Source organism: Xanthomonas cannabis (genome assembly GCF_040616535.1).
In the GTDB taxonomy this organism is placed as follows: Bacteria; Pseudomonadota; Gammaproteobacteria; order Xanthomonadales; family Xanthomonadaceae; genus Xanthomonas; species Xanthomonas cannabis.
Genome location: NZ_CP136580.1, coordinates 3,131,434 through 3,155,501, shown reverse-complemented (window position 1 = coordinate 3,155,501; position 24,068 = coordinate 3,131,434). Strand labels below are relative to the sequence as shown.

General features: G+C 67.7%; 20 protein-coding genes and 1 pseudogene. 12 read left to right on the top strand and 9 right to left on the bottom strand.

Annotated elements, in window-relative coordinates; translation table 11 throughout:
- Positions 1 to 54: 54 nt before the first annotated feature.
- Complete coding sequence (locus RZV17_RS13450) at positions 55 to 942, top strand: DMT family transporter (protein WP_047695692.1); 888 nt, start codon at positions 55 to 57, stop codon at positions 940 to 942.
- A 51-nt stretch (positions 943 to 993) separates the two neighbouring features.
- On the opposite strand, the gene RZV17_RS13445 is transcribed toward RZV17_RS13450, so the two are convergent.
- The 4 genes from RZV17_RS13445 to trxA form a co-directional block, all read right to left on the bottom strand.
- On the bottom strand, positions 994 to 1,914 hold the full coding sequence (locus RZV17_RS13445; protein WP_355609376.1) for a peptidylprolyl isomerase: 921 nt from the start codon (positions 1,912 to 1,914) through the stop codon (positions 994 to 996).
- Positions 1,915 to 2,038: 124 nt separating this feature from the next.
- Complete coding sequence (locus RZV17_RS13440; protein WP_047695693.1) at positions 2,039 to 2,278, bottom strand: DUF378 domain-containing protein; 240 nt, start codon at positions 2,276 to 2,278, stop codon at positions 2,039 to 2,041.
- Positions 2,279 to 2,459: 181 nt separating this feature from the next.
- The gene (locus RZV17_RS13435; RefSeq protein WP_355604112.1) at positions 2,460 to 2,909 is read right to left on the bottom strand and encodes a DUF4442 domain-containing protein; all 450 of its coding nucleotides are present in this window, start codon (positions 2,907 to 2,909) and stop codon (positions 2,460 to 2,462) included.
- Positions 2,910 to 3,130: 221 nt separating this feature from the next.
- Complete coding sequence (trxA, locus tag RZV17_RS13430) at positions 3,131 to 3,988, bottom strand: thioredoxin (RefSeq protein ID WP_355604109.1); 858 nt, start codon at positions 3,986 to 3,988, stop codon at positions 3,131 to 3,133.
- A gap of 165 nt (positions 3,989 to 4,153) precedes the next feature.
- Here trxA and RZV17_RS13425 point away from each other — a divergent pair, with 165 nt between their 5' ends.
- The 7 genes from RZV17_RS13425 to RZV17_RS13395 all read left to right on the top strand — a co-directional run bounded on the left by RZV17_RS13425 (position 4,154) and on the right by RZV17_RS13395 (position 12,078).
- Complete coding sequence (locus tag RZV17_RS13425) at positions 4,154 to 4,771, top strand: DUF998 domain-containing protein (RefSeq protein ID WP_184555237.1); 618 nt, start codon at positions 4,154 to 4,156, stop codon at positions 4,769 to 4,771.
- A gap of 67 nt (positions 4,772 to 4,838) precedes the next feature.
- On the top strand, positions 4,839 to 7,481 hold the full coding sequence (gene leuS, locus RZV17_RS13420) for a leucine--tRNA ligase (RefSeq protein ID WP_355604105.1): 2,643 nt from the start codon (positions 4,839 to 4,841) through the stop codon (positions 7,479 to 7,481).
- Between the two features lie 349 nt (positions 7,482 to 7,830).
- Positions 7,831 to 8,472: an LPS assembly lipoprotein LptE gene (gene lptE, locus RZV17_RS13415; RefSeq protein WP_228314078.1), complete on the top strand. Its 642-nt coding sequence runs from the start codon at positions 7,831 to 7,833 to the stop codon at positions 8,470 to 8,472.
- A 154-nt stretch (positions 8,473 to 8,626) separates the two neighbouring features.
- Positions 8,627 to 9,655, top strand: a complete 1,029-nt coding sequence (gene holA / locus RZV17_RS13410) for a DNA polymerase III subunit delta (RefSeq protein ID WP_355604101.1) — start codon at positions 8,627 to 8,629, stop codon at positions 9,653 to 9,655.
- Positions 9,652 to 10,458 carry a nicotinate-nucleotide adenylyltransferase gene (gene nadD, locus RZV17_RS13405; protein WP_355604098.1) on the top strand — a complete coding sequence of 269 codons (807 nt, stop codon included), beginning with the start codon at positions 9,652 to 9,654 and terminating at the stop codon, positions 10,456 to 10,458. The genes holA and nadD overlap by 4 nt, the downstream gene beginning before the upstream one ends.
- A 56-nt stretch (positions 10,459 to 10,514) precedes the next feature.
- Complete coding sequence (gene rsfS / locus RZV17_RS13400) at positions 10,515 to 10,925, top strand: ribosome silencing factor (protein WP_184439087.1); 411 nt, start codon at positions 10,515 to 10,517, stop codon at positions 10,923 to 10,925.
- The gene (locus RZV17_RS13395; RefSeq protein ID WP_355604094.1) at positions 10,897 to 12,078 is read left to right on the top strand and encodes a J domain-containing protein; all 1,182 of its coding nucleotides are present in this window, start codon (positions 10,897 to 10,899) and stop codon (positions 12,076 to 12,078) included. Before rsfS ends, RZV17_RS13395 begins: the two co-directional genes overlap by 29 nt.
- Positions 12,079 to 12,320: 242 nt before the next feature.
- On the opposite strand, the gene RZV17_RS13390 is transcribed toward RZV17_RS13395, so the two are convergent.
- On the bottom strand, positions 12,321 to 13,856 hold the full coding sequence (locus tag RZV17_RS13390) for an alkaline phosphatase PhoX (RefSeq protein WP_355604091.1): 1,536 nt from the start codon (positions 13,854 to 13,856) through the stop codon (positions 12,321 to 12,323).
- 121 nt (positions 13,857 to 13,977) lie between these two features.
- Here RZV17_RS13390 and rlmH point away from each other — a divergent pair, with 121 nt between their 5' ends.
- The gene (rlmH, locus tag RZV17_RS13385; RefSeq protein ID WP_039411730.1) at positions 13,978 to 14,448 is read left to right on the top strand and encodes a 23S rRNA (pseudouridine(1915)-N(3))-methyltransferase RlmH; all 471 of its coding nucleotides are present in this window, start codon (positions 13,978 to 13,980) and stop codon (positions 14,446 to 14,448) included.
- Between the two features lie 309 nt (positions 14,449 to 14,757).
- Here the strand turns inward: rlmH and RZV17_RS13380 are convergent, their stop codons facing one another.
- The 3 genes and pseudogenes from RZV17_RS13380 to RZV17_RS13370 form a co-directional block, all read right to left on the bottom strand.
- A complete protein-coding gene (locus RZV17_RS13380) occupies positions 14,758 to 15,363 on the bottom strand; it encodes an energy transducer TonB (RefSeq protein ID WP_199680094.1) in 606 nt (201 codons plus the stop codon).
- A 375-nt stretch (positions 15,364 to 15,738) separates the two neighbouring features.
- Positions 15,739 to 15,963, bottom strand: a pseudogene (locus tag RZV17_RS13375) (hypothetical protein); the annotation flags it as partial.
- A gap of 150 nt (positions 15,964 to 16,113) precedes the next feature.
- The gene (locus tag RZV17_RS13370; RefSeq protein ID WP_047695706.1) at positions 16,114 to 16,848 is read right to left on the bottom strand and encodes an SIMPL domain-containing protein; all 735 of its coding nucleotides are present in this window, start codon (positions 16,846 to 16,848) and stop codon (positions 16,114 to 16,116) included.
- Between the two features lie 130 nt (positions 16,849 to 16,978).
- Here RZV17_RS13370 and RZV17_RS13365 point away from each other — a divergent pair, with 130 nt between their 5' ends.
- The 3 genes from RZV17_RS13365 to RZV17_RS13355 all read left to right on the top strand — a co-directional run bounded on the left by RZV17_RS13365 (position 16,979) and on the right by RZV17_RS13355 (position 23,137).
- Complete coding sequence (locus tag RZV17_RS13365) at positions 16,979 to 17,551, top strand: Maf-like protein (RefSeq protein ID WP_355604086.1); 573 nt, start codon at positions 16,979 to 16,981, stop codon at positions 17,549 to 17,551.
- A complete protein-coding gene (gene rng / locus RZV17_RS13360) occupies positions 17,551 to 19,050 on the top strand; it encodes a ribonuclease G (protein ID WP_184439092.1) in 1,500 nt (499 codons plus the stop codon). Before RZV17_RS13365 ends, rng begins: the two co-directional genes overlap by 1 nt.
- Before the next feature lie 169 nt (positions 19,051 to 19,219).
- Complete coding sequence (locus tag RZV17_RS13355) at positions 19,220 to 23,137, top strand: YhdP family protein (RefSeq protein WP_355604082.1); 3,918 nt, start codon at positions 19,220 to 19,222, stop codon at positions 23,135 to 23,137.
- Positions 23,138 to 23,263: 126 nt separating this feature from the next.
- On the opposite strand, the gene RZV17_RS13350 is transcribed toward RZV17_RS13355, so the two are convergent.
- The gene (locus RZV17_RS13350; RefSeq protein ID WP_355604079.1) at positions 23,264 to 24,013 is read right to left on the bottom strand and encodes a DUF6065 family protein; all 750 of its coding nucleotides are present in this window, start codon (positions 24,011 to 24,013) and stop codon (positions 23,264 to 23,266) included.
- Between the last annotated feature and the right edge of the window lie 55 nt (positions 24,014 to 24,068).

Sequence of the window (24,068 nt, the reverse complement as noted above, 5' to 3'; positions counted from 1 at the left end):
GGATGTCGTTGCCTGCCGTTTCAGCACATTGCGGCGCGTCGCAGGGGCCTGCTCGTGAGCGCACACCCCTCGACGCAGCCGCAGCTGGCGGCACGCGAATGGCGTACGCCGCTGGAGCTGGGGTTCCTCGGCATCGTCTGGGGCTGCTCGTTCCTGTTCATGCGCGTGGCCGCACCCAGGTTCGGCACCGTGGCGCTGGTGGAGATCCGCCTGGCATTGGGTGCATTGGTGTTGCTGCCGTTCCTGTGGCTGGCACGCGAGCGCTTCCCGCTGCGACGCTGGCCGATGCTGGCGGCAATCGGCGTGCTCAACTCCGCGTTGCCGTTTCTGCTGTTCGCCTGGGGCGCACAACACGCACCGGCGGCCGTCGGGGCGATCTGCAATGCGATGACGGTGTTGTTCACCGCATTGATCGCGTTTTTGTTCTTTGGCGAAAAGATCGGCACGCGGCGCGCATTGGCCTTACTGGTGGGCTTCATCGGCGTGCTGGTGCTGGCCACCGGCAAATCGGCGGGGCTGAGCGTGGGGCCGGCAGCACTGGCGGGCGCCACCGCCTCGCTGCTGTACGGCATCGGCTACAACCTGGTGAAGCGGCACATGGGCGACCTGCCGCCGGCGGCGTCGGCGGCGTCCACGCTGGGTTGCAGTGCGTTGCTGCTGGCACCGCTGGCTTGGTGGCAATGGCCGACCACGCCGGTGCCGGCAGTGGCCTGGGCCTGCGCCACCGCGCTGGGCGTGGTCTGCACCGGGCTGGCGTTCCTGATGTACTACCGCCTGATCCAGCGCATCGGCCCGGCACGCGCGTCCACCGTGACCTATCTGGTGCCGGTGTTCGGTGCATTGCTGGCATGGTCGCTGCTGGGCGAACCGCTGACCTGGACCATGCTGGTCGCCGCAGTGCTGATCCTCGGCAGCGTCGCCTTCAGCCAACGCGCCCGCTAAACAAGCGCGCCCGCTTTTACGAATCCCCAATCCCGAATCCCCAATCCCGAACTAACCAGCAGGCGGCGCCCGCACCGGCAACGGCACATTGCACAGATCGATATGCCCGGCCGGGCGCTTGTAGAAAGCGTCCTTGCGATTGCGGCGGGCTTCGGCCACATCACGGAAGGTCTGGCTGTCGGTGCGCAGCACCTGCAAGGGCGTGCGTTCGGGCACCGGCACTTCGCTGGCCAGACGCATCGCGCGGATCGGCGAGCGCTGGGCGGGGTCTTCGTAAAAGCCCATCGGGTCCGGGCCACGCGGGATCACGCTCAGCAATTCCATGCCCTTGACCACGCGGCCAACCACGGTGATGTTGCGGTCGAGCTGGCGCGGCGACTGCCCGGTGACCACGTAGAGTTCGGCGCCGATGCTGCTGTCGTCGTCGTTGTTGCGGCCTGCACCCAGGGTGCCATAGCAGTGCGCCAGCCAGGTCTTGCCGTTGGCGCCGTCGCGGCCGACCGGAAAGCCATCGACGAAGCCGACCTGCGGCGCCCAGCCGTCGCTATCGGGCAGGCGCTGGAAGTCCAGGCCCTGCGAGGTGCGCTCGAACTCGGCCGGCAGATGCGTTTTGGCCGATCCCAGCGACTTGGCCTTGCCCGGCGTCTCGCCGTCGGGGTCGCCGAACTGCACCACGAAATTATCCTGCGAGCGGTAAATGGTGAGCCCGTCCCAGAAACGTTCGTGGGCCAGCGTGCGGATGTTGCCGACATGCTCGGGCGCAAATTGTGGCGCCAGTTCGATGATGACCCTGCCGGTATCCAGCTCCAGATAGAGCGTGCGCTCCGGGTCGAGGACGCGCCACGCGTTGGCCGGTGAGCTGTCCAGGAGCTGCTGCGGGCTGCGATAGGCCGCCTCGGCGGCAGCGGGCAGTGCGAGTGCGACGAGGCAGGCAGACGCCAGGCAGGCAGAAGCAACGGTGCGCAGCAGCATGAAGGCAACCAGCAGGGGAGATGGCTGATTCTTGACCAATGCGCGCAAGGACGCAAAGCGCCGGTGCGCAGACGGCAACGCCGGCGCGATGCGCCGGCGTCGTGTCACGCGTGCAGCGGGCAGGTTACGGGTTGCGCACGTGCGGGCTGGTGTGATGCGCAGTGGCGCCATGGTTGTTGCGGAACAACGGCACCAGCTGCCAGAGCGCGGAGATGCCGACCAGCGTGTAGACCACACGTGACAGCAGCGCATCCTGTCCACCGAACAGCGCCGCCACCAGATCGAACTGGAACAGGCCGACCAGGCCCCAGTTCAATCCACCGACGATAAGAAGCACCAGGGTGATGATGTTGATCGCTTTCATGCAGGCATTCCATGTGGGTTGGGAGGCCCCAGGGTCCGCATGCGGCAGCGAGTGTGTCGTGAGCATGGTCGCCGCGTGGCGCCGCGCGCAGACATCACGCTCACATCCGGGCACCCGGCGCGCGGCCTTGGCGCGGCTGAAACATCGATCACCGGTGCTGGCATGCAACGGCAGCGCGCCGTCACCGCGCGGGTTTGCGCCTGACGTAGAGCTGCTTGCGAACGCGTGCCACCACCTCTCCATCGCGGTTGTGCACTTCGTTCTCGAACCAGCGCAGATGCTTGCCGCCGCCGGCGGTGGCTTCACGCAGCTCGGCCAGTACCTGGTCGTCGATCACGAAGTCCGCACTGACCGTTCCGCGCCCGGGTTTGACGAAATCGATGCTGCCGGCCTTGTCCCAGACGTAATAGTCGCGGCCCAGGTTCTGCATCACCAGCAGCATCCAGAACGGGTCGGTCATGGCGAACAGGCTGCCGCCGAAATGGGTGCCGACGTAGTTGCGATTCCACGGACGCTGCCGCAGTTCCACCCGCGCAAAACGGTAGTCGGCCGACAACACGGTGACGTGGATGCCTGAGAACAGATACGGCGGCCACAGGTTGACGCCGAGTTTGAACAGGGAGGCGCGCATGCGGGCCGGAATCCATGGCGGGGCGGGTGCCCAGCATAACATTCGCATGCGTATGGATGGGGCTTGGCCCGCACCTCGGCCTGGCCGCCGGTGTTCGTAGGAGCGGACCTGGCCGCGACGAGGTATGACCGCCGGTCGCCAATCGAGAGCTCCCCGGTGAAGCTGCGTCGCGGCCAGGTCCGCTCCTACATGTCCATCTGGCGCCGCAGTGCCATCGGCTGTCAGAACACCAGCGCCGACATCTTGCGGCGATACCGGCCGACCAGGTCTTCGTCCTCGATCACGCGGAATGCATCGATCAGGCTGCGGCGCGGCAGGTTGTCCTCGAAGCTACGGTCCTGGCGCAGCATTTCCAGGAACTGTTCCAGCGCTGCCTCGTCGTTGCCGTCGAGCAGGTAGCGCACGCCGAGCAGGTGGCGGGCGCGCAGGTCGGCGCCATTGGCGGCCACGCTGGCCTGCAAGGTGTCGGCACCGGGGGCGTCCTTGAGCACATTGGCAAAGCCCAGCCGGGCCTTGGCGCGCACCGCGCGGTCGTCGGTGGCCAGGTTGGCGGGCAGGGCGTCGATCAACTGCTCGGCCTCGGCGGTGTCGCCGGTCTTCAGCAGCGCCAGCGCCAGGTCCAGCTTGAGCTCGTCCTTGTCCGGCGCGGCGGCGATGGCCTCGCGCAGGGCCGCTGCCTGCGCCTGCGGGTCGAGCGGGGTGGGAGCCACTTCTTCGACCACCTGCGCCTCGGCCGGCAGTACGCCATGCTGGGTCAGGAATTCGCGCACCTGGCCTTCCGGCATCGCGCCGGGGAAGCCGTCCACGATCTCGCCGCCCTTGACCAGGAACACCGTCGGCACCGAGCGGATCTGGAACGCCGCCGCGACCTGCTGTTCCTTGTCCACATCGACCTTGGCCAGCTCGAAGGCGCCGTGGTAGTCGGCGGCCAGCTTTTCCAGGATCGGCGTCAGCGTCTTGCAGGGCCCGCACCAGGTGGCCCAGAAGTCCACCAGCACCGGTGTCGTCAACGATTTCTGCAGGACCTCGGTCTCGAAGGTGTCGGTGGTGACATCGAATACATGCGGTTTGTCGGACATGGGCTTCCTGAAAGTAGTGACGGCAACAGTGGAGGGTAATGGTGGCAAACCCGGCCGACACAAGTCCGGCGCGGCTGCCAGGCCCAAAGGGTTCACGCCGCGCCCGCCCGGCACGACAATGCCGCGTCCTGGTGGCGCGCATGCGCCCCGCACCGGAGCACCACAATGGGAAGTACCGACAGCGCACAGCGCTACCTGGGCCTGATCGCGGCCACCGTCTTCGTGCTGGCGGTGGCCGGGTTCGGCGCCACGCTGCCCGGCTATCTGCAGGCCAGCCACCCGGTCGCGCTGCTGGGCGCGGCCGGCGTGCCGCACGCGCTGGGCTTCAACCTGCTGGCCTTCGTGCTGGTCGGCGTGCTGGGCATGGTGACGGGGGTCAGCCTGCTGGCGCGCATGCCGCCCAAGGCCGGCTGGAGCCTGCGCGTGGGTGGGCAACTGATCGTGCTGGCGGGGCTGGCCTTCGTCGGCATGGGCATGCTGCCGCTGGACCCCACCGACCTGGACGGCCGCGCCAGCCAGGCGCATGCCACGGCGTGGTTGTTGTGGGCGGTGGCCTTCGTGCCCGCCATGCTGTTGATCGCCGCGGCGCTGCTCAACGGGGCCGACACCCGTGGCCTGGCCTGGCTCAGCCTGGTGGCCGGGCTGCTGGTGGCGGTGCTGGCGTTCGGCCCGCCCGGCCTGCTGCGGCAGGCGATTGCCCAGCGGCTGGCGTTCCTGGCCTGGGTCGGCTGGCTGGCATTGGCCGCCTGGAGTTGGCCGGCCAAGTCGCCCGTGCTGCGGTAACGGTTTGGAGCACCTGCTGCACTGCGGTACCCTGTACCGCTTTGCACCGCCCGAGCATCCGCTCCCAATGTCCACCGTCGAACCGAACGCCTACGACCCCCAGCAGGTCGAATCTTCCGCCCAGCAGTTCTGGGATGCCACCCGCGCCTTCCAGGTCGACGAGAACTCGGACAAACCGAAGTTCTATTGCCTGTCGATGCTGCCGTACCCCTCCGGTGCGCTGCACATGGGCCATGTGCGCAACTACACCATCTCCGATGTGGTCAGCCGCTACAAGCGCATGACCGGCCACAACGTGATGCAGCCGATGGGCTGGGATGCGTTCGGGTTGCCGGCCGAAAACGCCGCGATCAAGAACAAGACCGCGCCGGCCAAGTGGACCTACGCCAACATCGAGCACATGCGCGGCCAGCTCAAATCGCTGGGCTACGCCATCGACTGGTCGCGCGAGTTCGCCACCTGCACGCCGGACTATTACGTGCACGAGCAGCGCATGTTCACCCGGCTGATGCGCAAGGGCCTGGCCTATCGCCGCAACGCGGTGGTGAACTGGGACCCGATCGACCAGACCGTGCTGGCCAACGAGCAGGTCATCGATGGCCGCGGCTGGCGCTCTGGCGCGCTGGTGGAAAAGCGCGAGATTCCGCAGTGGTTCCTGCGCATCACCGATTACGCGCAGGAGCTGCTGGACGGCCTGGACCAGCTGGACGGCTGGCCGGATTCGGTCAAGACCATGCAGCGCAACTGGATCGGCCGCTCGGAAGGGCTGGAGATCCAGTTCGACGTGCGCGACACCAACGGCGCCGCACTCGACCCGCTGCGCGTGTTCACCACCCGCCCGGACACGCTGATGGGCGTGACCTTCGTGTCGATCGCCGCCGAGCACCCGCTGGCCCTGCACGCCGCCAAATCCAACCCGGAACTGGCACGCCTGCTGGAAGAGCTCAAGCACGGCGGCGTCTCCGAAGCCGAGCTGGAAACCCAGGAAAAACGCGGCATGGCCACCGGCCTGACCGCGGTCCACCCGATCAGCGGCGAGCAGGTGCCGGTGTGGGTGGCCAACTTCGTGTTGATGGGCTACGGCACCGGCGCGGTGATGGCGGTGCCGGGCCACGACCAGCGCGATTTCGAATTCGCCAACAAGTACGGCCTGCCGATCGTGCAGGTGGTCAAGCTGCGCGAGCCGCGCAACGACGACGAGCAGACCTGGGACGCCACCCAGTGGCGCGATTGGTATACCGACAAGAGCCGCGAGCTGGAGCTAATCAATTCGGCCGAGTTCGATGGGCTGGATTTCGGCGGCGCCTTCGAGGCACTGGCCGAGCGCTTCGAGCGCAAGGGCCAGGGCCAGCGCCGGGTCAACTACCGCCTGCGCGACTGGGGCGTGAGCCGCCAGCGCTACTGGGGCTGCCCGATTCCGGTGATCTATTGCGCCAAGTGCGGCGCGGTGCCGGTGCCGGAAGACCAACTGCCGGTGGTGCTGCCGGAAAACGTGGAATTTGCCGGCACCGGCTCGCCGATCAAGACCGACCCGACCTGGCGCCAGACCACCTGCCCGGACTGCGGCGGCCCGGCCGAGCGCGAAACCGACACCTTCGACACCTTCATGGAGTCCAGCTGGTACGTGGCGCGCTACACCAGCCCCAATGCGCGCGACATGGTCGACCGCCGCGCCAACTACTGGATGCCGGCCGACCTGTATGTGGGCGGCATCGAGCACGCGATCCTGCACCTGATGTATTTCCGCTTCTATCACAAGCTCATGCGCGACGCGCGGCTGGTGGACAGCGACGAGCCGGTGACCAATCTGCTCACGCAGGGCATGGTCATCGCCGACACCTTCTATCGCGATGCCGACAACGGCGGCAAGGACTGGATCAATCCGGCCGACGTCGAGATCCAGCGCGATGAGCGCGGCCGCGTCACCGGTGCGGTGCTGATCGCCGACGGCCAGCCGGTGCACATCGGCGGCACCGAGAAGATGTCCAAGTCCAAGAACAACGGTGTGGACCCGCAGTCGATGGTGGCCAAGTACGGCGCCGACACCGTGCGCCTGTTCTCGATGTTTGCCGCACCGCCGGAGCAGTCGCTGGAGTGGAACGAGGCCGGCGTGGACGGCATGGCGCGCTTCATGCGCCGGCTGTGGGTGCAGGTGCACAAGCATGTGGGCGAGGGCGCTGCGGTTGCGCTGGATGCCGCCAGCCTGAGCGCCGAGCAGAAGGCGATCCGCCGCAAGACCCACGAGACCATCGGCAAGGTCAGCGACGACTATGGCCGCCGCCACAGCTTCAACACCGCCATTGCCGCGGTGATGGAACTGTCCAACGCGCTGGCCAAGTTCGACGATGCCAGCGACCAGGGCAGGGCCGTGCGCCAGGAAGCCCTGGAAGCGATGGTGTTGCTGCTCAACCCGATCACCCCGCACGCCAGCCACGCGTTGTGGCAGGTGCTGGGCCGTGGCGAGACGTTGCTGGAAGACGTGGCGTTCCCGCAGGCCGATGCCAGCGCGCTGGTGCGCGATGCGCTGACCCTGGCGGTGCAGATCAATGGCAAGCTGCGCGCCACCATCGACGTCGCTGCGGACGCCACGCGCGAACAGATCGAAGCGCTGGCGCAGGCCGAACCCAATGCCGCGAAGTTCCTGGACGGACTGACGATCCGCAAGATCATCATCGTGCCGGGCAAGATCGTGAACATCGTGGCGGGGTGAGGGTGGCGCAGTGGCCGGGTTGCCATGCCCGGTCCGTGCGGTGTGCCGGATCGGCGCTTGGCGGACCCGGCTAGGTTTTCATTTGGTGCTGGCGAAGCATTGCATTGGTAGTCGCGATGCGCCGTTGCGCGTAATGCCGCGTTTCCCGTGCATCACTCCCTGGCGCTCGGCAACCGCACGCCAGGGTTGCCTCGGTGGTTCGTGGCACGCATTGCAGTGCCGCGTGGCGACGCGGTTTTCATTTCTTGGCGCCGCAATCCGTTGCGGCGCTTATCAAGCCCCGTTCACGCGTGCTGCGTCAGGCTAGCCGCCTGTTGCCGCCGCCGGGGCGCTCATCCAGACTGTGCCCATGATTCGATTTCCTACTGCCTTCGCTGCGTCCCTCGTGCTGGTCTCCAGCCTCACCGCCTGCGGCTTCCATTTGCGCAATTCGCTTGCGTTGCCGCCCGACACCCCGGCAGTGAAGGTGCAGTCCGCAGTGCAGTACAGCGAACTGGCCAAGTTGCTGCGGCGCGGCCTCAAGGCGGCTGGCGCCAACCTGGCCGATGAAGATGCCAAGACCGGCTTTGCGCAGGTGCAGGTGCTGTCCGAGCGTTGGGGCGACCTGCCGATCGCCATCGACAGTCAGGGTCGTGCCCAGGAATACAGCCTGCGCTATGCCGCCATCTTCACCGTCACCACGGCCAACGGCTCGGTGCTGGTGCCGCAGCAGGTGATCGAGCTCTCGCGCGACTACGTGTCGCCACCGGTGGATGCCACCGGTACCGCCACCGAGCGCGAGATCCTGGCCGACGAACTGCGCAAGGACATGTCCGCATCGATCCTGCGTCGCATCGACAGCGTGGTGCGTGCGCGTATCCAGCGCGGCGAAAGTCTGGAGAGCACCCCGACCGCGCCGCTGCCGCAGGCCACCACGCCGCCGGTGCAGCCGTCCACGCCCGAGTCGAGCGTGCCGGCGTCGCTGCCACCGGCGCCGACCTCGAACAACTGAGCGCGTGGGTATCGATACGACGACGCAGTGGCCAGGGAGGCACCGCCGACCGGCGCCGGCTCGCGCGCTGGCGGCGGCGCGGCTGCTGCCTCCGCGGGCCATGACGCGCCAGCGGCGCCTGGTCGCTGCCGGTCTGCACGCGCGGTCCTAGCCCATGGAACTTCGCCCAGAACAGCTGGCCGGCCAGTCCAGCCAGCCCTTGCAGCCGGCCTATCTGATCGCCGGCCCGGAAACCTTGCGTGTGCTCGAAGCCGCCGACGCCATTCGTGCGCGCGCGCGCGCCGAAGGCATCGGCGAGCGTGAGGTGTTCGATGCCGATGGCCGTGATTTCGACTGGAACCAGCTGGATGCCAGCTTCAACGCGCCCAGCCTGTTCAGCCCGCGCCGTCTGGTCGAGGTGCGCCTGCCCAGCGGCAAGCCCGGCAAGGACGGCGCCGAGGTCATCACCCGTTTCTGCGCCAATCCGCCGCCGGACGTGGTGCTGCTGATCACCGCCAACGACTGGAGCAAGGCGCACCAGGGCAAGTGGGCCGAGGCCGTGGGCCGCGTCGGCACCATCGCGGTGGCCTGGGCGATCAAGCCGCACGAATTGTCCGACTGGATCGAGCGCCGCCTGCGTGCACACGGCCTGCGTGCCGACGCGGCCGCCGTGCAGCGGCTGAGCGAGCGGATGGAAGGCAATCTGCTGGCCGCCGCGCAGGAAATCGACAAGCTCGCCCTGCTGGCCGACGGCAAGACACTGGATCTGGAGGCGATGGAATCGCTGGTGGCCGATGCCGCGCGTTACGACGTGTTCCGCCTGGCCGAAACCACCTTCTCCGGCCAGCCGGTTGCGGTAGTCCGCATGCTGGCCGGGTTGCGCGCCGAAGGCGAGGCAGTGGCCGCGCTGATGCCGATCCTGATCAAGGAACTGCTGCGCACCGCCGCGCTGGCCAAGGTGCAGGCCAACGGCGGCAACCTGGCCGCCGAGATGAAGTCGCAAGGCATCTGGGAAGCGCGCCAGGCCCCGTTCAAGCGCGCGCTGCAGCGCCACCCCGAACCGCGCCGCTGGGAGCGTTTCGTCGCCGCGGCCGGCCTGGTCGACCGCATGGCCAAGGGGCGCGCCGACGGCGATGCCTGGGTCGGCCTGGAACGCCTGCTGGTGGCGGTCGCCGAAGCGCGTGCGGTGAGATTGCTGGCGTGAAGGTCGGGAGAGCCGGGACCCGGGACCCGGGACCCGGGTCCCGGGAAGGGCACGGGCAGCGAGCGCATTCCGATCACCTTGTGCAGCCCAGCCTTGTAACCGGCTCTCCCGGGTCCCGGGTCCCGGGTCCCGACTCCCGGCTCCACCTCTACTACGGTGGCACCTTTGACCCGATCCACCTGGGCCATCTCGCGATCGCCTGTGCGGCGCGCGACGAGCTGCAGACGCGCGTGCAGCTGATCCCGGCGGCCGATCCACCGCACCGCCCGGCGCCCGGCGCCACCGCCGCGCAGCGCGCGCACATGCTGGAGCTGGCGCTTGCCGATCGCCCGGGGCTGCTGCTGGATACCCGCGAACTACAGCGCGCCGCGCATAGCGGTGCGCCGTCCTACACCGTGGACACCTTGCGCGACCTACGTGCCGAACTTGGCCCCGGCGCGCCGATCGCCTGGCTGCTCGGCGCCGATGCGTTTGTCGGGCTTGAGCATTGGCACGAGTGGGAGGCCTTGTTCGGGCTGGCTAACCTTGTGGTGGCCGCACGTCCGGGCACCGCGCTGGAGCTGGCCGAAGCGCCGCAGCTGGCTGCGGCGGTGCAGGGCCGCTGGGTCGCCAGCGCCGACGACCTGGTCACTGCGCCGGCGGGTCGCCTGTATCTGCTGCATCAACCGTTGCGCGGCGAATCGGCCAGCGCCGTGCGCTCGCGTATTGCTGCGGGCGGCGCCTGGCAGGCGCTGGTGCCGCCGTCGGTGGCCGGAGTGATCCAGCGCGAGGGCCTATATGGCAGCGCCCGGCCGGCTAGCTGAACACGCGTCCGCCCGGACCGGCCTATAATTCACGCCAATTCCATCGAGTCGCCGCTTTGACCAGCCAAGCCCAAGTCATCAAGACCTCCCTTCCGAATCCGCCGCCGTCGGTGCCGGCCCTGTTGGCCACCGTGCGCGAAGCCGTCGAGGAACTGAAAGCCAAGGACGTGGTCGAGATCGATGTGCGCGGCAAGTCCAGCGTCTGCGATTACATGGTGATCGCCTCCGGCACCTCGACCCGCCACGTCAAATCGATCGCCGACGAAGTGGTCAAGTTCGCCAAGCGCCTGGATGTGATGCCGCTGGGCGTGGAAGGCGAGCGCGAAGCCGAGTGGGTGCTGGTGGACCTGGGCGATGTGGTGGTGCATGTGATGCTGCCGCGCGTGCGCGAGTTCTACGCGCTGGAACGTCTGTGGACGGTAGGCGACCAGCGTCCCGATGAAGATTTCGCTGCCGACGCCGAGTAATCAAGTCTCAATGCCCAAGAAGCCCGCTGTTTCTTCTTCCGCGCTGCCGGCTTCGCAGGCGCTTCAACAGCTGAGCCGGCAACCGGACAACGCCGATACGCTGTCACCAGCGCGCAAGCGCTTCGATCGGCTGCTGCGCGATCTGCAGCAACATCGCACGCAGCTGCATGCCTGGCGCGATGCTGTCGAGCGTTGGCGTGCTCGCTATCACGCCGAGGTGTTGCCGCTGTTTGAGCAGCAGCGAGCGCTGGAGATCGAGCAGATCCACGCGCTGGACCGTGTGTATGCCTCGGTGAAGTTGAGCAAGACCGATCGTCGCCGCTTGTCGGACGAGATCTGCGAGTTGGCCGGCCCATTGATAGAAGCCGGTCATGTCGAACTCAAGCCCCTTTATGAGCGGCACAGCGAGATCGGCTACGACGAAGAGATGGCCGAATCCGATGAAATGATGAAACACGTCATCGGCGAGTTGTATGGATTGGATTCCGACGAGGTGGCTGGTGCGGATTCGCCCGAAGAGCTCTTCGAGCGGGTCAACGCGCGTCTGGAGCAGGCACAGGCACAGGCCGAACACGCCCGCTCCCAGGCCGAGCAGCAACACAGCGCCACGCGTCGTCGCTCGGCCAAAAAAGTCGCAGCGGTGTCCACCGAACCGCCTCCACTGCGTGAGTTGTATCGCAAACTTGCCAGCAGCCTGCATCCGGATCGCGCGACCGACGTGGACGATCACGGTGCCCGCACCGGGCTCATGCAGCGCCTCAATTCCGCTTACAAGTCCAACGATCTGCTTGGCCTGCTCGAACTACAGGCCGAGATCGGTCTACTGGATGCAAAGGGTGTGGATGCGATCAACCCGGTGCGCCTGCAGGAATACAACCGTGAGCTCGACCGGCAATGCAAGGAACTCAAAGACCAGCTCACTCAGCACGCGATGGAGTTTTGCTACACGTACGATCTTGATCTGCCGTCGCAGCCCAAGCCTGAGCGGTTGGATGCATTAATGACCCGTTACAGACGCGATGTCGCCCGAGATCTCGACGAAGTGCGGCGTGAGCGCCGGATTGTGGATGCCCTGCGCGATGCGCCAGCGGTCAAGCGCTGGCTCAAGTTTCGCAGCGCCACAGCGGGCATGCTCGACGCACCCTGGTTCTGACAGGCGCGCATTCGCCAGTCGGCGGTACTGAGTCAATGCTGCAGGTTACCTGATCGATGCCGCACGCAACACGTGGTCCGTCCGGTATCGTCGCTTCGCGACACGCTGATAAAAGTAGGCGTACAGCAGACATCTCAAGGCGGATGACCAAAGACACGTCGACAGCCGCTTTCCGCCAACGACGGGCAAATCCTGGCCGGACACGCACGGCCTGCCACGACCGCGCGTGTCCTCCACACCGCTTACAACGGTCCGCGTTCCCACGGCCCGGTGATCGCCAGGGTGATGCCGGGGGTCTGGATGTTGACGAACAAGGTGCGCGCCAACGGGTCCCAGCACGCGCCGCAGAACTCGGTGTCGCGGTAGTCGCCTTCGGCAATGGTCTTGCCGGCATCGGCGATCTGCTGCGAGGTCAGCTGCACGTTGTTCTTGGCCAGGTAGAACGATTCGCCGTTGCGGGTCAGGCCAAGCAGACGCGCGCCGGGCCCGTATTCGTCCGGGCTTTCGCCGCCGTCTTCGCACAGCACCACGCCGCCGCGCGCGCTCACCGTCACGTTGTCCGGGTTGTGCGCGGCCAGCTGGTTGCCGCTGACGAATAGTGCGCTCAGGCGTTGGGTAAACAGGTCCAGCACCCACACCGCGCCATTGCCGTAACCGCGGCGGCCCTGCGCATCCACACCGGTGCTGGTGTCGACGATGAACATCTTGCCGTAGCTGTACCAGATGCCTTCGCCGCGGCTCATGCGCAGTGCGCCATCGGCCCAGGCCTGCGCGAACGGCCCGCTCAAGGTGTCGTTGGCGCCGATGTCGGCAAAGCCGGCCGGTGCGGCGATGCTGTCCAGATCGGGTTCTTCGATATCCACCCATTCCAGCTGGAACTGCTGGCCGATGCTGGCCACGGTCAGGTCGGCATTGCGACGCCCGCGCACGCGTGCGGCCTGCAGCCGGCCGCCGTTTTCCAGCGAACCGTTGCGGCCGCGCCGGTCGTTGGGGATGAAGCGATACAGGCCGGCCTTGTTGCGGTCGTCCTCGGTGAGATAGACGATGCCGGTGCGCGGGTCGATCGCCACCGCTTCGTGGCTGAAACGGCCCAGGCCTACCAACGGGCGGCCGGTAGTGCGATGGCTGTCGGGGTCCACTTCGAACACGTAGCCATGCTTGCGACCGGTGCTGGACACCGCGTTGGTCTTGATCTCTTCGCAGCTCAGCCAGGTGCCCCAGGGGGTCGGGCCGCCGGCGCAGTTGACCAGGGTGCCGCCCAGGCTGGGCTCCAGGCTGCCCCAGCCGCGCCGGCCGTAACTCAGCGTGGTGGTGCCGCCGCCGGCCTGCTGGGTGCCGCTGACGATGCCGGTGTCGTACATCGCCGGTGCGCGGAACGGCGTGGTGGCGCCGCGTTCGTGGTTGCGGATCAGCACATATTCCAGGCCGCGCAGCGGATCGCTGCCCGGGCGCCAGTCGGGCCGGCGCAGGCCGACCACGGCCATGCCGTCGTGGCGGTCGGGGCAGGGCTGCCCGTCGTCCATGCGGTCACCGCTCCAGCCGAACGAGCGGTAGCTGAAACCGCGTGGCAATTGCAGCAATGGCAAGCCGGTGCTCTGGTCGGCCACCGGGGCGAGCGGGCCGTAGCGGCTGGGAACCGGCGCAAGCCGCGACGACGGCGAGGTGGCGGCCTGGGCCTGGCGCGATTGCAAGGCGCTCAAGCTGCCAAGGGCGCCTGCGGCCATGACGGCGGCGCTGCCCTTGAGAACCTGGCGGCGGGCGGGATCGAAAATCGGCATCGAACGACTCCTGCGGGGCTGGGTGGTCGGGCGACACTAATTGCCGGCTGTAACGACACCATGACACGCAGCGACACATCGGCACGGACTGCCCAGGCTGTGACGCGGATATCATGTCGCCATGAAATGCCGACTCATCGCCACCGGCGAGCGCGCACCGGCCTGGGTGGCGCAAGGTTTTGCCGAATATCAAAAGCGTCTGTCGCACTGGATGCCGCTGGAGCTGGTCGAGATCGAACCCGGCCTGCGTGGCAAGGGGCGCGACGCGCAACGCGCCATCGATGACGAGGGCCGCCGCGTACTGGCCGCACTGCCCAAGAACGCGCATGTCGTGGCGCTGGATGTGCCCGGGCGCCCCTTGAGTTCAGAGCAGCTTGCCCAGCGCATGGAGCACTGGCGCGGGCAGGGCCGCGATCTGGCGTTTCTGATCGGCGGCCCGGAAGGGCATGCGGCCGAGGTCTTGAAGAGCGCCAACGAAAGCTGGTCGATCGGCCCGCTCACGCTCCCGCACATGCTGGTGCGCCTGATCGTGGCCGAACAGCTGTATCGCGCCGCGGCGATGCTGGCCAATCATCCGTATCACCGCGCGTAAGTGGCGGGCGCGTGGTGGCTCCGGGCATGGCTGTAACGGTGCCTGGCTGAGCCAGGCTGCAGCGGTTGGCCGGCACAGGAATGGCTACCGCGGCGTTAGACATGACGCTATCGCTGGGAACGGTGGGGCCTGCTACGCGCGCGTCATCGACGTCTCGATCGCTGCTTCGTCGCCAGGATTTGTGCCGTCGCGGTGCTCTGCCTTGGCTCGATCCAGACCATGACCTTGCGAAAGGAGGGATGGACCGATGCCTGCGCAGCGCATCGAAGACGGTGACCCGATGCCCGGGCCACCGCATTCGACCACTCATCAATTCAACGAAAAACTCACCGGCACCAGGCCGTAGGCCTGCACCGCCTGGCCGTTCTGCATCGCCGGCTGGAAGCGCCAGCTACGCAGCACCTGGCTACGCGCGGCCAGATCGAGCACCCGATGGCCACTGCTGGTCTGCACGCTCACTTCGGCCGGGCGTCCATCGGTGCCGACCAGTACGCGTAGCAGTACCGTGCCTTGCTGGCCGGCACGCAATGCGGCCGCCGGGTAGCTCGGCGCTGGTGAACTCAAATACTGCAACTGGCCTGCTTCGATCGGCCCGCTGGGCGTAGCTGTCGTGGGAGTGCCTTCTGCGACCACGTCGGAGACCGTTGCCGGAACCGCAAACGCTGGGTTATCGACAACGGGCTCCTGACTGACCACCGCGGTCTGCACCGGTACCGTTAACGTTTTGGTGGGCGAATGTGTTTTCGGCTTGAACGTCACGTTGACTGGAAACACCACCGGTGGCGGCGGGGTTGGAATACTCATCGGCATAAGCCACCGCTCCTTCGGCACGGTCTGCTGCGGAATCGCCCGATGCGAGAGCGGAATCAACAACAGGCCACCGGCCAGGAGATGCAGTGCCACGGCGGTGCTCATCGCCAGGACGCGCGAGCTGTCGATGCCAAGGGGACGGGAAGAAACCTGCGATTGCGTGCGAACCATCATCCACCTCCAGAACGGAACTGCGGAAAGGACCAGCGCGGCCCGGACGCCTTACACCATCCGGTAGCGTAGGTTTACCGCAGCGCGCGCACCGGCACAAGCACGGCGCAGACGTTCGTCTGACGCATCGGATCGGCACGGGCCTGCAGATGCACTCCATCGAGGTCGCGGCGTCGATCCGCCGGCATTCTTCGAGGGTGCCAGCTTCGATCGTGTCGCCACTGAAAACGCCCAACCGAAGCTGGGCGTTTTGGCAGAAAAGCCCGGCCCCTTGCAGGGCCGGGGAAACGACAGTGACGGGAGAGGGCGTCAGTAGTCGTAAGACACCGAGAACATGGCGTAGCGCGGCTGGGTGAAAAACCGGCCCATGTTGTAGGTGTTGGACAGCGTGAACGTGTCGTCTTCCCAGGTGGAATCAACCTGCAGCGGCTTGCGCTCATTGAAGATGTTGAAGGCCTGCAGGGTCACCGCAAGCTTGTTGTCGGCAAAGGCAGGGCGGTAGGTCAGGCCCAGGTCGACGATCTTGGTCCAGGGGCAAGTTACCGACTCGCACGCTCGAGCGAATTTGATCGCCGGCAGCGCGCGGCTGCGATGGTCCTTGGCCGATGATCCGTTCACGCCCATAAACGACACTGCCCTCCGAAGAGGGCAGCGAGGAACGGCGATTGGCGGGAGTCCGTTATCTCAGCGACCGAGCTCGAACGTCACGTCCAGATTGATCGAGAGCGTGCTTTCGCCCGGGGCCACCGGGGTGTCCATTTCGGCCTTGGCCGAGCGCATCGAGGCGGCCATCATCATCGGGCGCACGCCGCCGCCACTGCGGCCTTCGGAAATGCTGACGATGCGGCGCACCTTCAGACCCAGCGATTTGGCGTAGGTCTCGGCGCGGGTCTGCGCCTTCTTCAGTGCGGCGACGCGGGCTTCGTCGTACACCGGTTCGGGCTGGTCGATCGAGAAGCTGGGGCCGTTGATGTCGTTGGCGCCGTGAGCGACCAGGGCGTCGAGCACCTTGCCGAGCTTGGCGATGTCGCGGACCTTGAGGCTGACCGTGTTGCTGGCCTGGTAGCCGTTGATCTTGGGCGCCTCGTTTTCCTTGTAGGTGTATTGCGGGCTCAGGTTGATGCCGCTGGTCTGCACGTCCTTGTCGGCGATGCCGGCCGCCTTCACGGCGTTCATGACCTTGCTCATCTGCTCGGCGTTCTGGCGCATGGCGGCGTTGCCGTCGGCGGCCTGGGTGACGACGCCGGCGGACAGCGTGGCGATGTCCGGCACGCGCTTGGCCTCGGCCTCGGCCGACACGTTGAGCAGGGTGCCGTCGTTGGGAATGGTGTAGCTCGGGGCAGTCTGGGCGTGGACGGTCATGGCGGTTCCGGCGGCGATGGACAGGGCCAGCAACAACGGCTTGAGGGTGGTACGCATGAGATCTCCTTGTCTGTGGCAAGAGCGTGTTGGGAGGTCGATGAATATGTTGTGAGCCGGACGCCACCGCGCAGCGCGGATGCGCGTGCCGAGTCAGCGGGCGGGCACGGGCAACAGGTATGCTGGGCGGATGCTCTATCTCGCCTCGCGCTCGCCGCGCCGACAAGAACTCCTGCAACGCCTGGAGGTACCGTTCCAGACACTGGAACTGGACGTGCCCGAGCTGCGCGCGCCGGACGAATCGCCCGAACACTACGTGCAGCGCGTCGCGCTGGACAAGGCGCGCGCCGGGCTTGCGCAGGTGCGCGCGCGCGATCCCGACGCCATCGTGCTGGGCTCCGACACCGAGGTGGTGTTGGGCGATCGGGTATTCGGCAAGCCGGTCGATGGCGACGATGCGATCGCGATGCTGCGCGCGCTGTCCGGACGCACCCACCAGGTACTCACGGCGGTGGCTCTAGTCTGCACGCAGCGGGCGCCGGCGCAGGCCTTGGTGGTGTCGGAGGTGACCTTCGACACGCTCGATGACGCGCAGATCGCTGCCTACGTAGCCTGTGGCGAGCCGATGGGCAAGGCCGGCGCGTATGCGATCCAGGGGCGCGCGGAGCGTTTCATTCGTCACCTGTCCGGAAGCTATTCCGGCGTGATGGGATTGCCGCTGTATCACACCTCGCAGTTGCTCACAGCCTTCGGAGCGCATTGATGTCGGAAGAGATCTTGGTCAACGTCACCCCGCGCGAAACCCGCGTGGCGGTGATCGAGAACGGCATGCTGCAAGAGCTGCATATCGAGCGCGGTTGGCGTCGGGGCGTGGTGGGCAACATCTACAAGGGCAAGGTGCAGCGGGTGATGCCGGGCATGCAGGCCGCGTTCGTCGAGGTGGGGCTGGAGCGCGCCGCGTTCCTGCACGCCAACGACGTGGTGCGCCCGGCACCGGCGCCGGCCAGTGTGGTCGATACCGAAGAAACCCCGATCCCGCCGCCGCCGCCCGCCGCGGTGCCGATCGTGGAGCTGCTGCGCGACGGTCAGGACATCGTGGTGCAGGTGGTCAAGGACCCGATCGGCACCAAGGGTGCGCGGCTGACCACGCAGATCAGCATTCCTTCGCGCTATCTGGTGCTGCTGCCGCAGTCCAAGATCGTCGGGGTCTCGGCACGGATCGAGGACGAGGCCGAGCGCTTGCGGCTGAAGACCATCGTCAGCGAGGTGTCGGCCCAGCATGGCGGGTTCGGCTACATCATTCGCACCAATGCCGAAGGCCAGCCGGCCGAAGCGTTGGCCGAGGACATCGCGTATCTGTCGCGGGTCTGGAATGTGGTCGAGCGGCGCGGTCGCGAAGCGCCGTCGTGCAGCATCATCTATGAAGACCTGAGCCTGCCGTTGCGTGCGGTGCGCGACCTGATCCGGCGCGACGTGGAGAAGGTCAAGGTCGATTCCAACGAGACCTTCGTGCAGCTGCAGGCGTTCGTGGCCAAGTACATGCCGGTGTTGGCCGAGCGGCTGGAGCTGTACACCGGCGACCGGCCGATCTTCGACCTGTACGGGGTCGAGGACGAGATCGGGCGCGCGTTGAACAAGCAGGTGCCGCTCAAGTCCGGCGGCTATCTGGTGATCGACCAGACTGAAGCGATGACCACCATCGACGTCAATACCGGCTCGTTCGTGGGGCAGCGCAATCTGGAAGAGACCGTGTTCCGCACCAATCTGGAAGCCGCGCAGGCGGTGGCGCGGCAACTGCGGCTGCGCAACTTGGGCGGCATCATCATCATCGACTTCATCGACATGGACGACCCGGAGCACCGCCGGCAGGTGCTGCGCACGCTGGAAAAGGCGTTGGCGCGGGATCACGCCAAGACCACCGTGTATGAGTTCTCGCCGCTGGGCCTGGTGGAGATGACCCGCAAGCGCACCGTGGAAAGTCTGGAGCGTCAGCTTTCAGAGACCTGCGGCCAGTGCGGCGGGCGCGGCACTATCAAGACCGCCGAAACGGTCACCTACGAGATCTTCCGCGAGATCACCCGCGCCGTGCGCCAGTTCGACGCCGCGCGGTTGCTGGTGATCGCCTCGTCCAAGGTGGTCGCGCGCATCACCGACGAGGAATCGGCGGCCGTGGCCGAGCTGGAGGAGTTCCTCGGCAAGAGCATCCGCTTCCAGTCCGACGACCAGTACCTGCAGGAGCAGTTCGATGTGGTGTTGCTGTGAATCCGGGAATCGGGAATCGGGAGTGGGGAATCGGCTTGAAGCAACAGCCGCCCCACGTCACGTCCGCCATCCCTTCAGCGCCAATGCGCGATCAGACGCCTAAGCGTTCGTACGCCAGCGCTGGTGCTCTTACGATTCCCCATTCCCTAGTCCCCATTCCTCGCCGTTAATGCCCACCCCGCTGCGCCGCCGTCTGCGACTGTTCCGCCGTTATGCGATCACTGCCGCTGCGCTGGCGGTGGTGGCGGTTGCGTTGTTGGTGGGCGCGGCCAGTCAGGCGTTGCCGCTGGCCGAGGAGCATCCGCAGCAGATTGCCGCGTGGCTGAGCCAGCGGGCCGGGCAGCAGATCGCCTTCGATCATCTCGATACCGAGTGGACCCGGCGCGGGCCGTTGCTGCGGCTGGACGGCCTGCGGATCGGCCCGCACGGCGAAGTGCGCGTGGGGCAGGCCGAGATTCTGCTGGCCATGTATGCGGGCCTGCTGCCCGGGCAGTCGCTGACCGAAGTGCGGCTGCGCGGGCTGGCGCTGACCCTGCAGCGCAGTGACGACGGCGTGTGGTCGGTGCAGGGCCTGCCGAGCGCCCGACGCTCCGATCCGCTGGAGGCCCTGCGCCGGCTGGGCGAGATCCAGCTGGCCGAGGCGCGCCTGCGCGTCGCCGCGCCCTCGATCGGCCTGGACGCCACCCTGCCGCGCATCGACCTGCGCCTGCGCGTCAATGGCTCGACCGTCCGGGTCGGCAGCCGGAGCTGGATCGATCTCAAGCGCGCGCCGTTGACCGGCGTGCTGGCGTTCGACCGCGACAGCGGCGATGGCAGCGTCTATGCGCAGGCCGACCCGGCCGATCTGGCTGCCTGGACGTCGCTGCTCACCGTTGGTGGCCTGCGGGTGGAAGGCGGTAGCGGACGCGTGCAGGCCTGGGCGCAGTTGCGCGCGCGCCGGATCACCGGCGTCACCGTGGATGCGGACCTCACCCAGCTCGCGCTGTCCGGCGCACCGCTGGCGGAGGAGACCGCGCGCCGCACGCTGCATTGGGAGCGGCTGCAGGCGCGCGCGCGCTGGCAGACCATCGATGGCGGTTGGCGACTGGACGCGCCCCGGTTGCGGCTGGGCCAGGCCGGCACCGTGCAGCAGCTGGACGGGCTGAGCGTCGCCGGTGGGCGCCGCTATGCGGTGTCCGTCGGCAAGGCGGATGTCTCCGGCCTGATCGCCGCAGCCGCGCTGAGCGACCGGCTGTCGCCCGCACTACGGCGCTGGCTGACCTTGTCCAAACCGCAGCTGCGGGTGGCCGATGTGCAGATCGCCGGCGAGCAGGGCGGGCCGGTGCGCGCGCAGGGGCAGATCGAAGAACTCGGGTTTCTGCCGGTGGGCAATTCGCCCGGCATCAGCGGCCTGCGCGGCCGCGTCGACGGCGATGCGCAGGGCGGCGAGCTGGACACCGCGCCCGACGCCACGGTGCGCTTCGACTGGCCTACCGGCTTTGGCGTGGTCCACGAGATCCAGCTGGCCGGCAAGATCGTCGGCTGGCGCGACGGCGCCGGCTGGCAGGTGGCCACGCCCGCGCTGCGTGTGCAGGCCAGGGAGTACGGCGCCAACGTGCGCGGCGGCTTGTGGTTCCAGAACGACGGCAGCCGCCCACGCATGCAGTTGGCCGCGCAGCTGGACGATGTCGCCCTGCCGGTGGCGCGCAAGTTCTGGATCCGCTCCAAGATGAGCAAGGCCGCCATCGACTGGCTGGACATGGCCGTGGCCGGCGGTGTCGTTACCGGCGGCACCGGCCTGGTCAGCGGCGATCTGGACGAGTGGCCGTTCGACAACAACGACGGGCGCTTCGAGGCGTTTGGGCACATCCGCGATGGCGTGATCCGCTTCCAGCCGGACTGGCCGGCGATGGAACAGGTGCAGGCCGACCTGCGCTTCGTCGCCAACGGATTCTCCTTGCAGGGCAGCGGCGATCTGGCCGGCACCCCGATCAGGCAACTGGAGGCCGGCATCCCCAGCTTCACCACCTCCGAGCTGTACGTGCGCGCCTCTACCCAGGCCGATGCCGCGCAGCTGTTGGGCATGCTGCGCAAGAGCCCGTTGGAGCGCCGCTACGGCGACACCTTGCGCAATCTCACGGTGTCCGGCCCGGCGGCGGTGAGCTTCGATCTGCTGCGGCCGTTACGCACCCACGGGGTGGGCGGTCACCTGCAGGGCACGGTGGCACTGCAGGGTGCCAGGCTGGCCGACGCGCGCTGGAACCTGGCCTTCGACCAGGTCAGTGGCCAGGCCGAGTATCGCGACAGCGGCTTTGCGGCCGAGCAGCTGAGCGTGCAGCACCAGGGCCGCAGCGGCACGCTGGCGCTGCGCGCCGGTGGCTTCGTGCAGGACCCCGGGCAGGCGTTCGAGGCGCGGCTGGGTGCCACCCTGGATGCCAAGGAGTTGTTCGACCGCGCACCGCAGATGGAGTGGCTGCGCCCCTACGTGCATGGCAGCGCGCCATGGCAGGTGGGGGTGGATGTGCCCCTGCCGACGCCCGGCCAGCCGGATGCGCAGGCCATGCTGACGCTGCGTTCCGAGTTGGTGGGCACCACCCTGGACCTGCCCGCGCCGCTGGACAAACCCGCCGCCCGGCCGCTGGATACCCAGGTCAAGGTGGCGCTGCCGGTGGGCGATGGCGATATCGATGTGGCGTTCGGCAAGCTGGTGGCGCTCAAGGCCAGCAGTCACGGCGAGCAGACCGGCGTGCGCGTGGTGATGGGCACCGACACGGTGAGCGAGCGCCCGCCCGCGAACGGGTTGGTGGTGACCGGCCGCACCGCGTCGCTGGATGCGATCGACTGGATCAGCCTGGCGCGCGGCAGCAGCGCTGCAGACATGCCGCCGCTGCCGGGCCAGCCGGCCACGCCCAAAAAAGATGCCGTTCCCCTGCAGCAGGTCGACGTGCAGGCAGACAGGCTGCTGATGATCGGCGGCGTGTTTCCGCAGACGCGGCTGCGGTTGCGGCCGACCCGCGATGCAGTGGCGGTGACGCTGGAGGGCCCCTCGCTGGCCGGCCAGCTGACCGTGCCCAATGCCGACGGCGGCACCGTGCAGGGCAAGCTCGGCACCGTGCGCTGGCAGCCGGTGGCCGATGCCCCCGAGCCTGCGGCGCCGGAGCCCGGCGACCCGCTGGCCGGTGCCTTGCCCGAGCCGGCGCGACGGGCGGTGGCCGAGTTCGACCCGGTGTCGATCCCGCCGCTGGCGCTGGATATCGATGACCTGCGCGTGGGCAAGATGACCTTCGGCGCGGCCACCCTGCGCAGCAGCCGGCTCACCGATGGCATGCAGGTCGATCAGCTGCAGTTGCGCTCGGAGGACCAGAGCATCGGCCTGACCGGCGCCTGGCGCGGCAAGGGCGAGGCGGCCAGCACGCGGCTGTCGGCGCGGGTGGACAGCCGCAATCTCGGCAATCTGCTGCAGAACCTCACACTGGGCGGCCAGCTGCGCGGGGGCGAGGGCCAGCTGGAACTCAATGCCGGCTGGCAGGGCTCGCCGACCGGCTTTGCGCTCGGCTCGCTGGACGGCAACCTCAAGGTCGATGTCCGCAATGGCCAGCTGCTGGAAGTGGAGCCGGGCGCCGGGCGCGTGCTGGGCCTGCTCAGCGTGGCGCAGCTGCCGCGCCGGCTGATGTTCGACTTCCGCGATTTCTTTTCCAAGGGGCTGGCCTTCAATACGCTGGACGGTGAGGTGCGCTTTGGCGAAGGCTTCGCGCGTACCGACGCCATCCGCATCGCCGGCCCGGCGGCGGATATCGCCATCCGTGGGCAGACCGACCTGCGCGCGCAGACCTTCGACCAGACCGTGGACGTCAACCCCAAGGCCGGCAATCTGCTGACCGTGGTCGGCGCCGTGGCTGGCGGCCCGGTCGGCGCGGCGGTGGGCGCGGCCGCCAACGCGGTGCTCGGCAAACCGCTGGGTGCGATCGGTGCCAAGACCTACCACGTCACCGGCCCGTGGAAGGACCCGCAGGTGGATGTGGTCGAACGCGACGTGCGCGAGCGTGCGCCGGGCAAACCGGCTGCGCCAACGACAACCCCAGGCACCCCCGGTCGGTCGCCACGCTGACGCGCTCGATTGCGTGCGCGTCAGCGAGCAATGGTGCTGAGGCGCCTCAGGCTCTCAATCCTTGCATCGACCAAATGCAGCACGCGCGCCAGCCGGCAAGCCGTGCATGCCGACGCTTTGCCGCATTCATTCGGCAGGGCTGTCGTTGTCGGCGCGCGTGAACATCGGCAAGCGCAGCCGCGAGCGGTGCCCAGGCGCCGGCGGTCGCCCAGGCGCGGGCACGCCCAGACAGTAGCCGCGTTGCCATTTTTCACGCGCCGCCGCCGATTGCGCGTCCGGCAGTGCATCCAGAAAGCGCGTACGGCTGTGGGTCCAGTCGGCATGTTGCTGCGCCAGCTGCGGCGCTTCGGAAAGCGGCTTCCATTGCGGCTGCACCTGCTCGATCAACTGCCGCTGCAGCGGGAACAGATGGCAGAACGGCTCGCCCGCCTCGAAGCGCACCCGCCCGGGCCGGGTGAAGCGCCAGTTCATGGTGAAGGTGTGCGGGCTCCAGTCGGTTTCCACCAGGCCGCTCAACGCGCCGATGCCGTCCTTGGGCCGGTTCACCGGGCCGGTGACGAACAGGTCGATGCCGGTGTCGGTGCGGAACAGGCAGGGCACATGGAAGGTCAGCACGCCATAACCGAAGTGGCTGATCGCCGGCGCGACCGTCTCTGGATCAGCGTTGATGGTGATTGCCGCCAGCGCGTCGCCGCCGTCCCAATCGGCGTCGAAACCGGACTGGCACAGCAGCTCCCAGCCGTGCGCATTGGCGATCGCCAGCGGCAGGCAACGGTAGGCGTAACGCTGGTCGGTGGCATCCATCCACGCGCGCTCATGCGGGGCGGGGCGGATGTCCAGCGTGTGGCCGTCCAGAACGTGGGCGATGAGCTTCATGCGCGGGCGATCGATAAAGAGCTGGCGGCGATGATAGCGGCGCCGCATGTTCAGC

Coding starts and splice junctions, on each gene's coding strand:
- RZV17_RS13445 (WP_355609376.1), bottom strand. CDS start 1,914: ATGCTGCTGCGCACCGTTGCTTCTGCCTGCCTGGCGTCTGCCTGCCTC.
- RZV17_RS13440 (WP_047695693.1), bottom strand. CDS start 2,278: ATGAAAGCGATCAACATCATCACCCTGGTGCTTCTTATCGTCGGTGGA.
- RZV17_RS13435 (WP_355604112.1), bottom strand. CDS start 2,909: ATGCGCGCCTCCCTGTTCAAACTCGGCGTCAACCTGTGGCCGCCGTAT.
- trxA (WP_355604109.1), bottom strand. CDS start 3,988: ATGTCCGACAAACCGCATGTATTCGATGTCACCACCGACACCTTCGAG.
- RZV17_RS13425 (WP_184555237.1), top strand. CDS start 4,154: ATGGGAAGTACCGACAGCGCACAGCGCTACCTGGGCCTGATCGCGGCC.
- leuS (WP_355604105.1), top strand. CDS start 4,839: ATGTCCACCGTCGAACCGAACGCCTACGACCCCCAGCAGGTCGAATCT.
- lptE (WP_228314078.1), top strand. CDS start 7,831: ATGATTCGATTTCCTACTGCCTTCGCTGCGTCCCTCGTGCTGGTCTCC.
- holA (WP_355604101.1), top strand. CDS start 8,627: ATGGAACTTCGCCCAGAACAGCTGGCCGGCCAGTCCAGCCAGCCCTTG.
- RZV17_RS13395 (WP_355604094.1), top strand. CDS start 10,897: ATGAAGATTTCGCTGCCGACGCCGAGTAATCAAGTCTCAATGCCCAAG.
- RZV17_RS13390 (WP_355604091.1), bottom strand. CDS start 13,856: ATGCCGATTTTCGATCCCGCCCGCCGCCAGGTTCTCAAGGGCAGCGCC.
- rlmH (WP_039411730.1), top strand. CDS start 13,978: ATGAAATGCCGACTCATCGCCACCGGCGAGCGCGCACCGGCCTGGGTG.
- RZV17_RS13380 (WP_199680094.1), bottom strand. CDS start 15,363: ATGAGCACCGCCGTGGCACTGCATCTCCTGGCCGGTGGCCTGTTGTTG.
- RZV17_RS13370 (WP_047695706.1), bottom strand. CDS start 16,848: ATGCGTACCACCCTCAAGCCGTTGTTGCTGGCCCTGTCCATCGCCGCC.
- RZV17_RS13365 (WP_355604086.1), top strand. CDS start 16,979: ATGCTCTATCTCGCCTCGCGCTCGCCGCGCCGACAAGAACTCCTGCAA.
- rng (WP_184439092.1), top strand. CDS start 17,551: ATGTCGGAAGAGATCTTGGTCAACGTCACCCCGCGCGAAACCCGCGTG.
- RZV17_RS13355 (WP_355604082.1), top strand. CDS start 19,220: ATGCCCACCCCGCTGCGCCGCCGTCTGCGACTGTTCCGCCGTTATGCG.
- RZV17_RS13350 (WP_355604079.1), bottom strand. CDS start 24,013: ATGAAGCTCATCGCCCACGTTCTGGACGGCCACACGCTGGACATCCGC.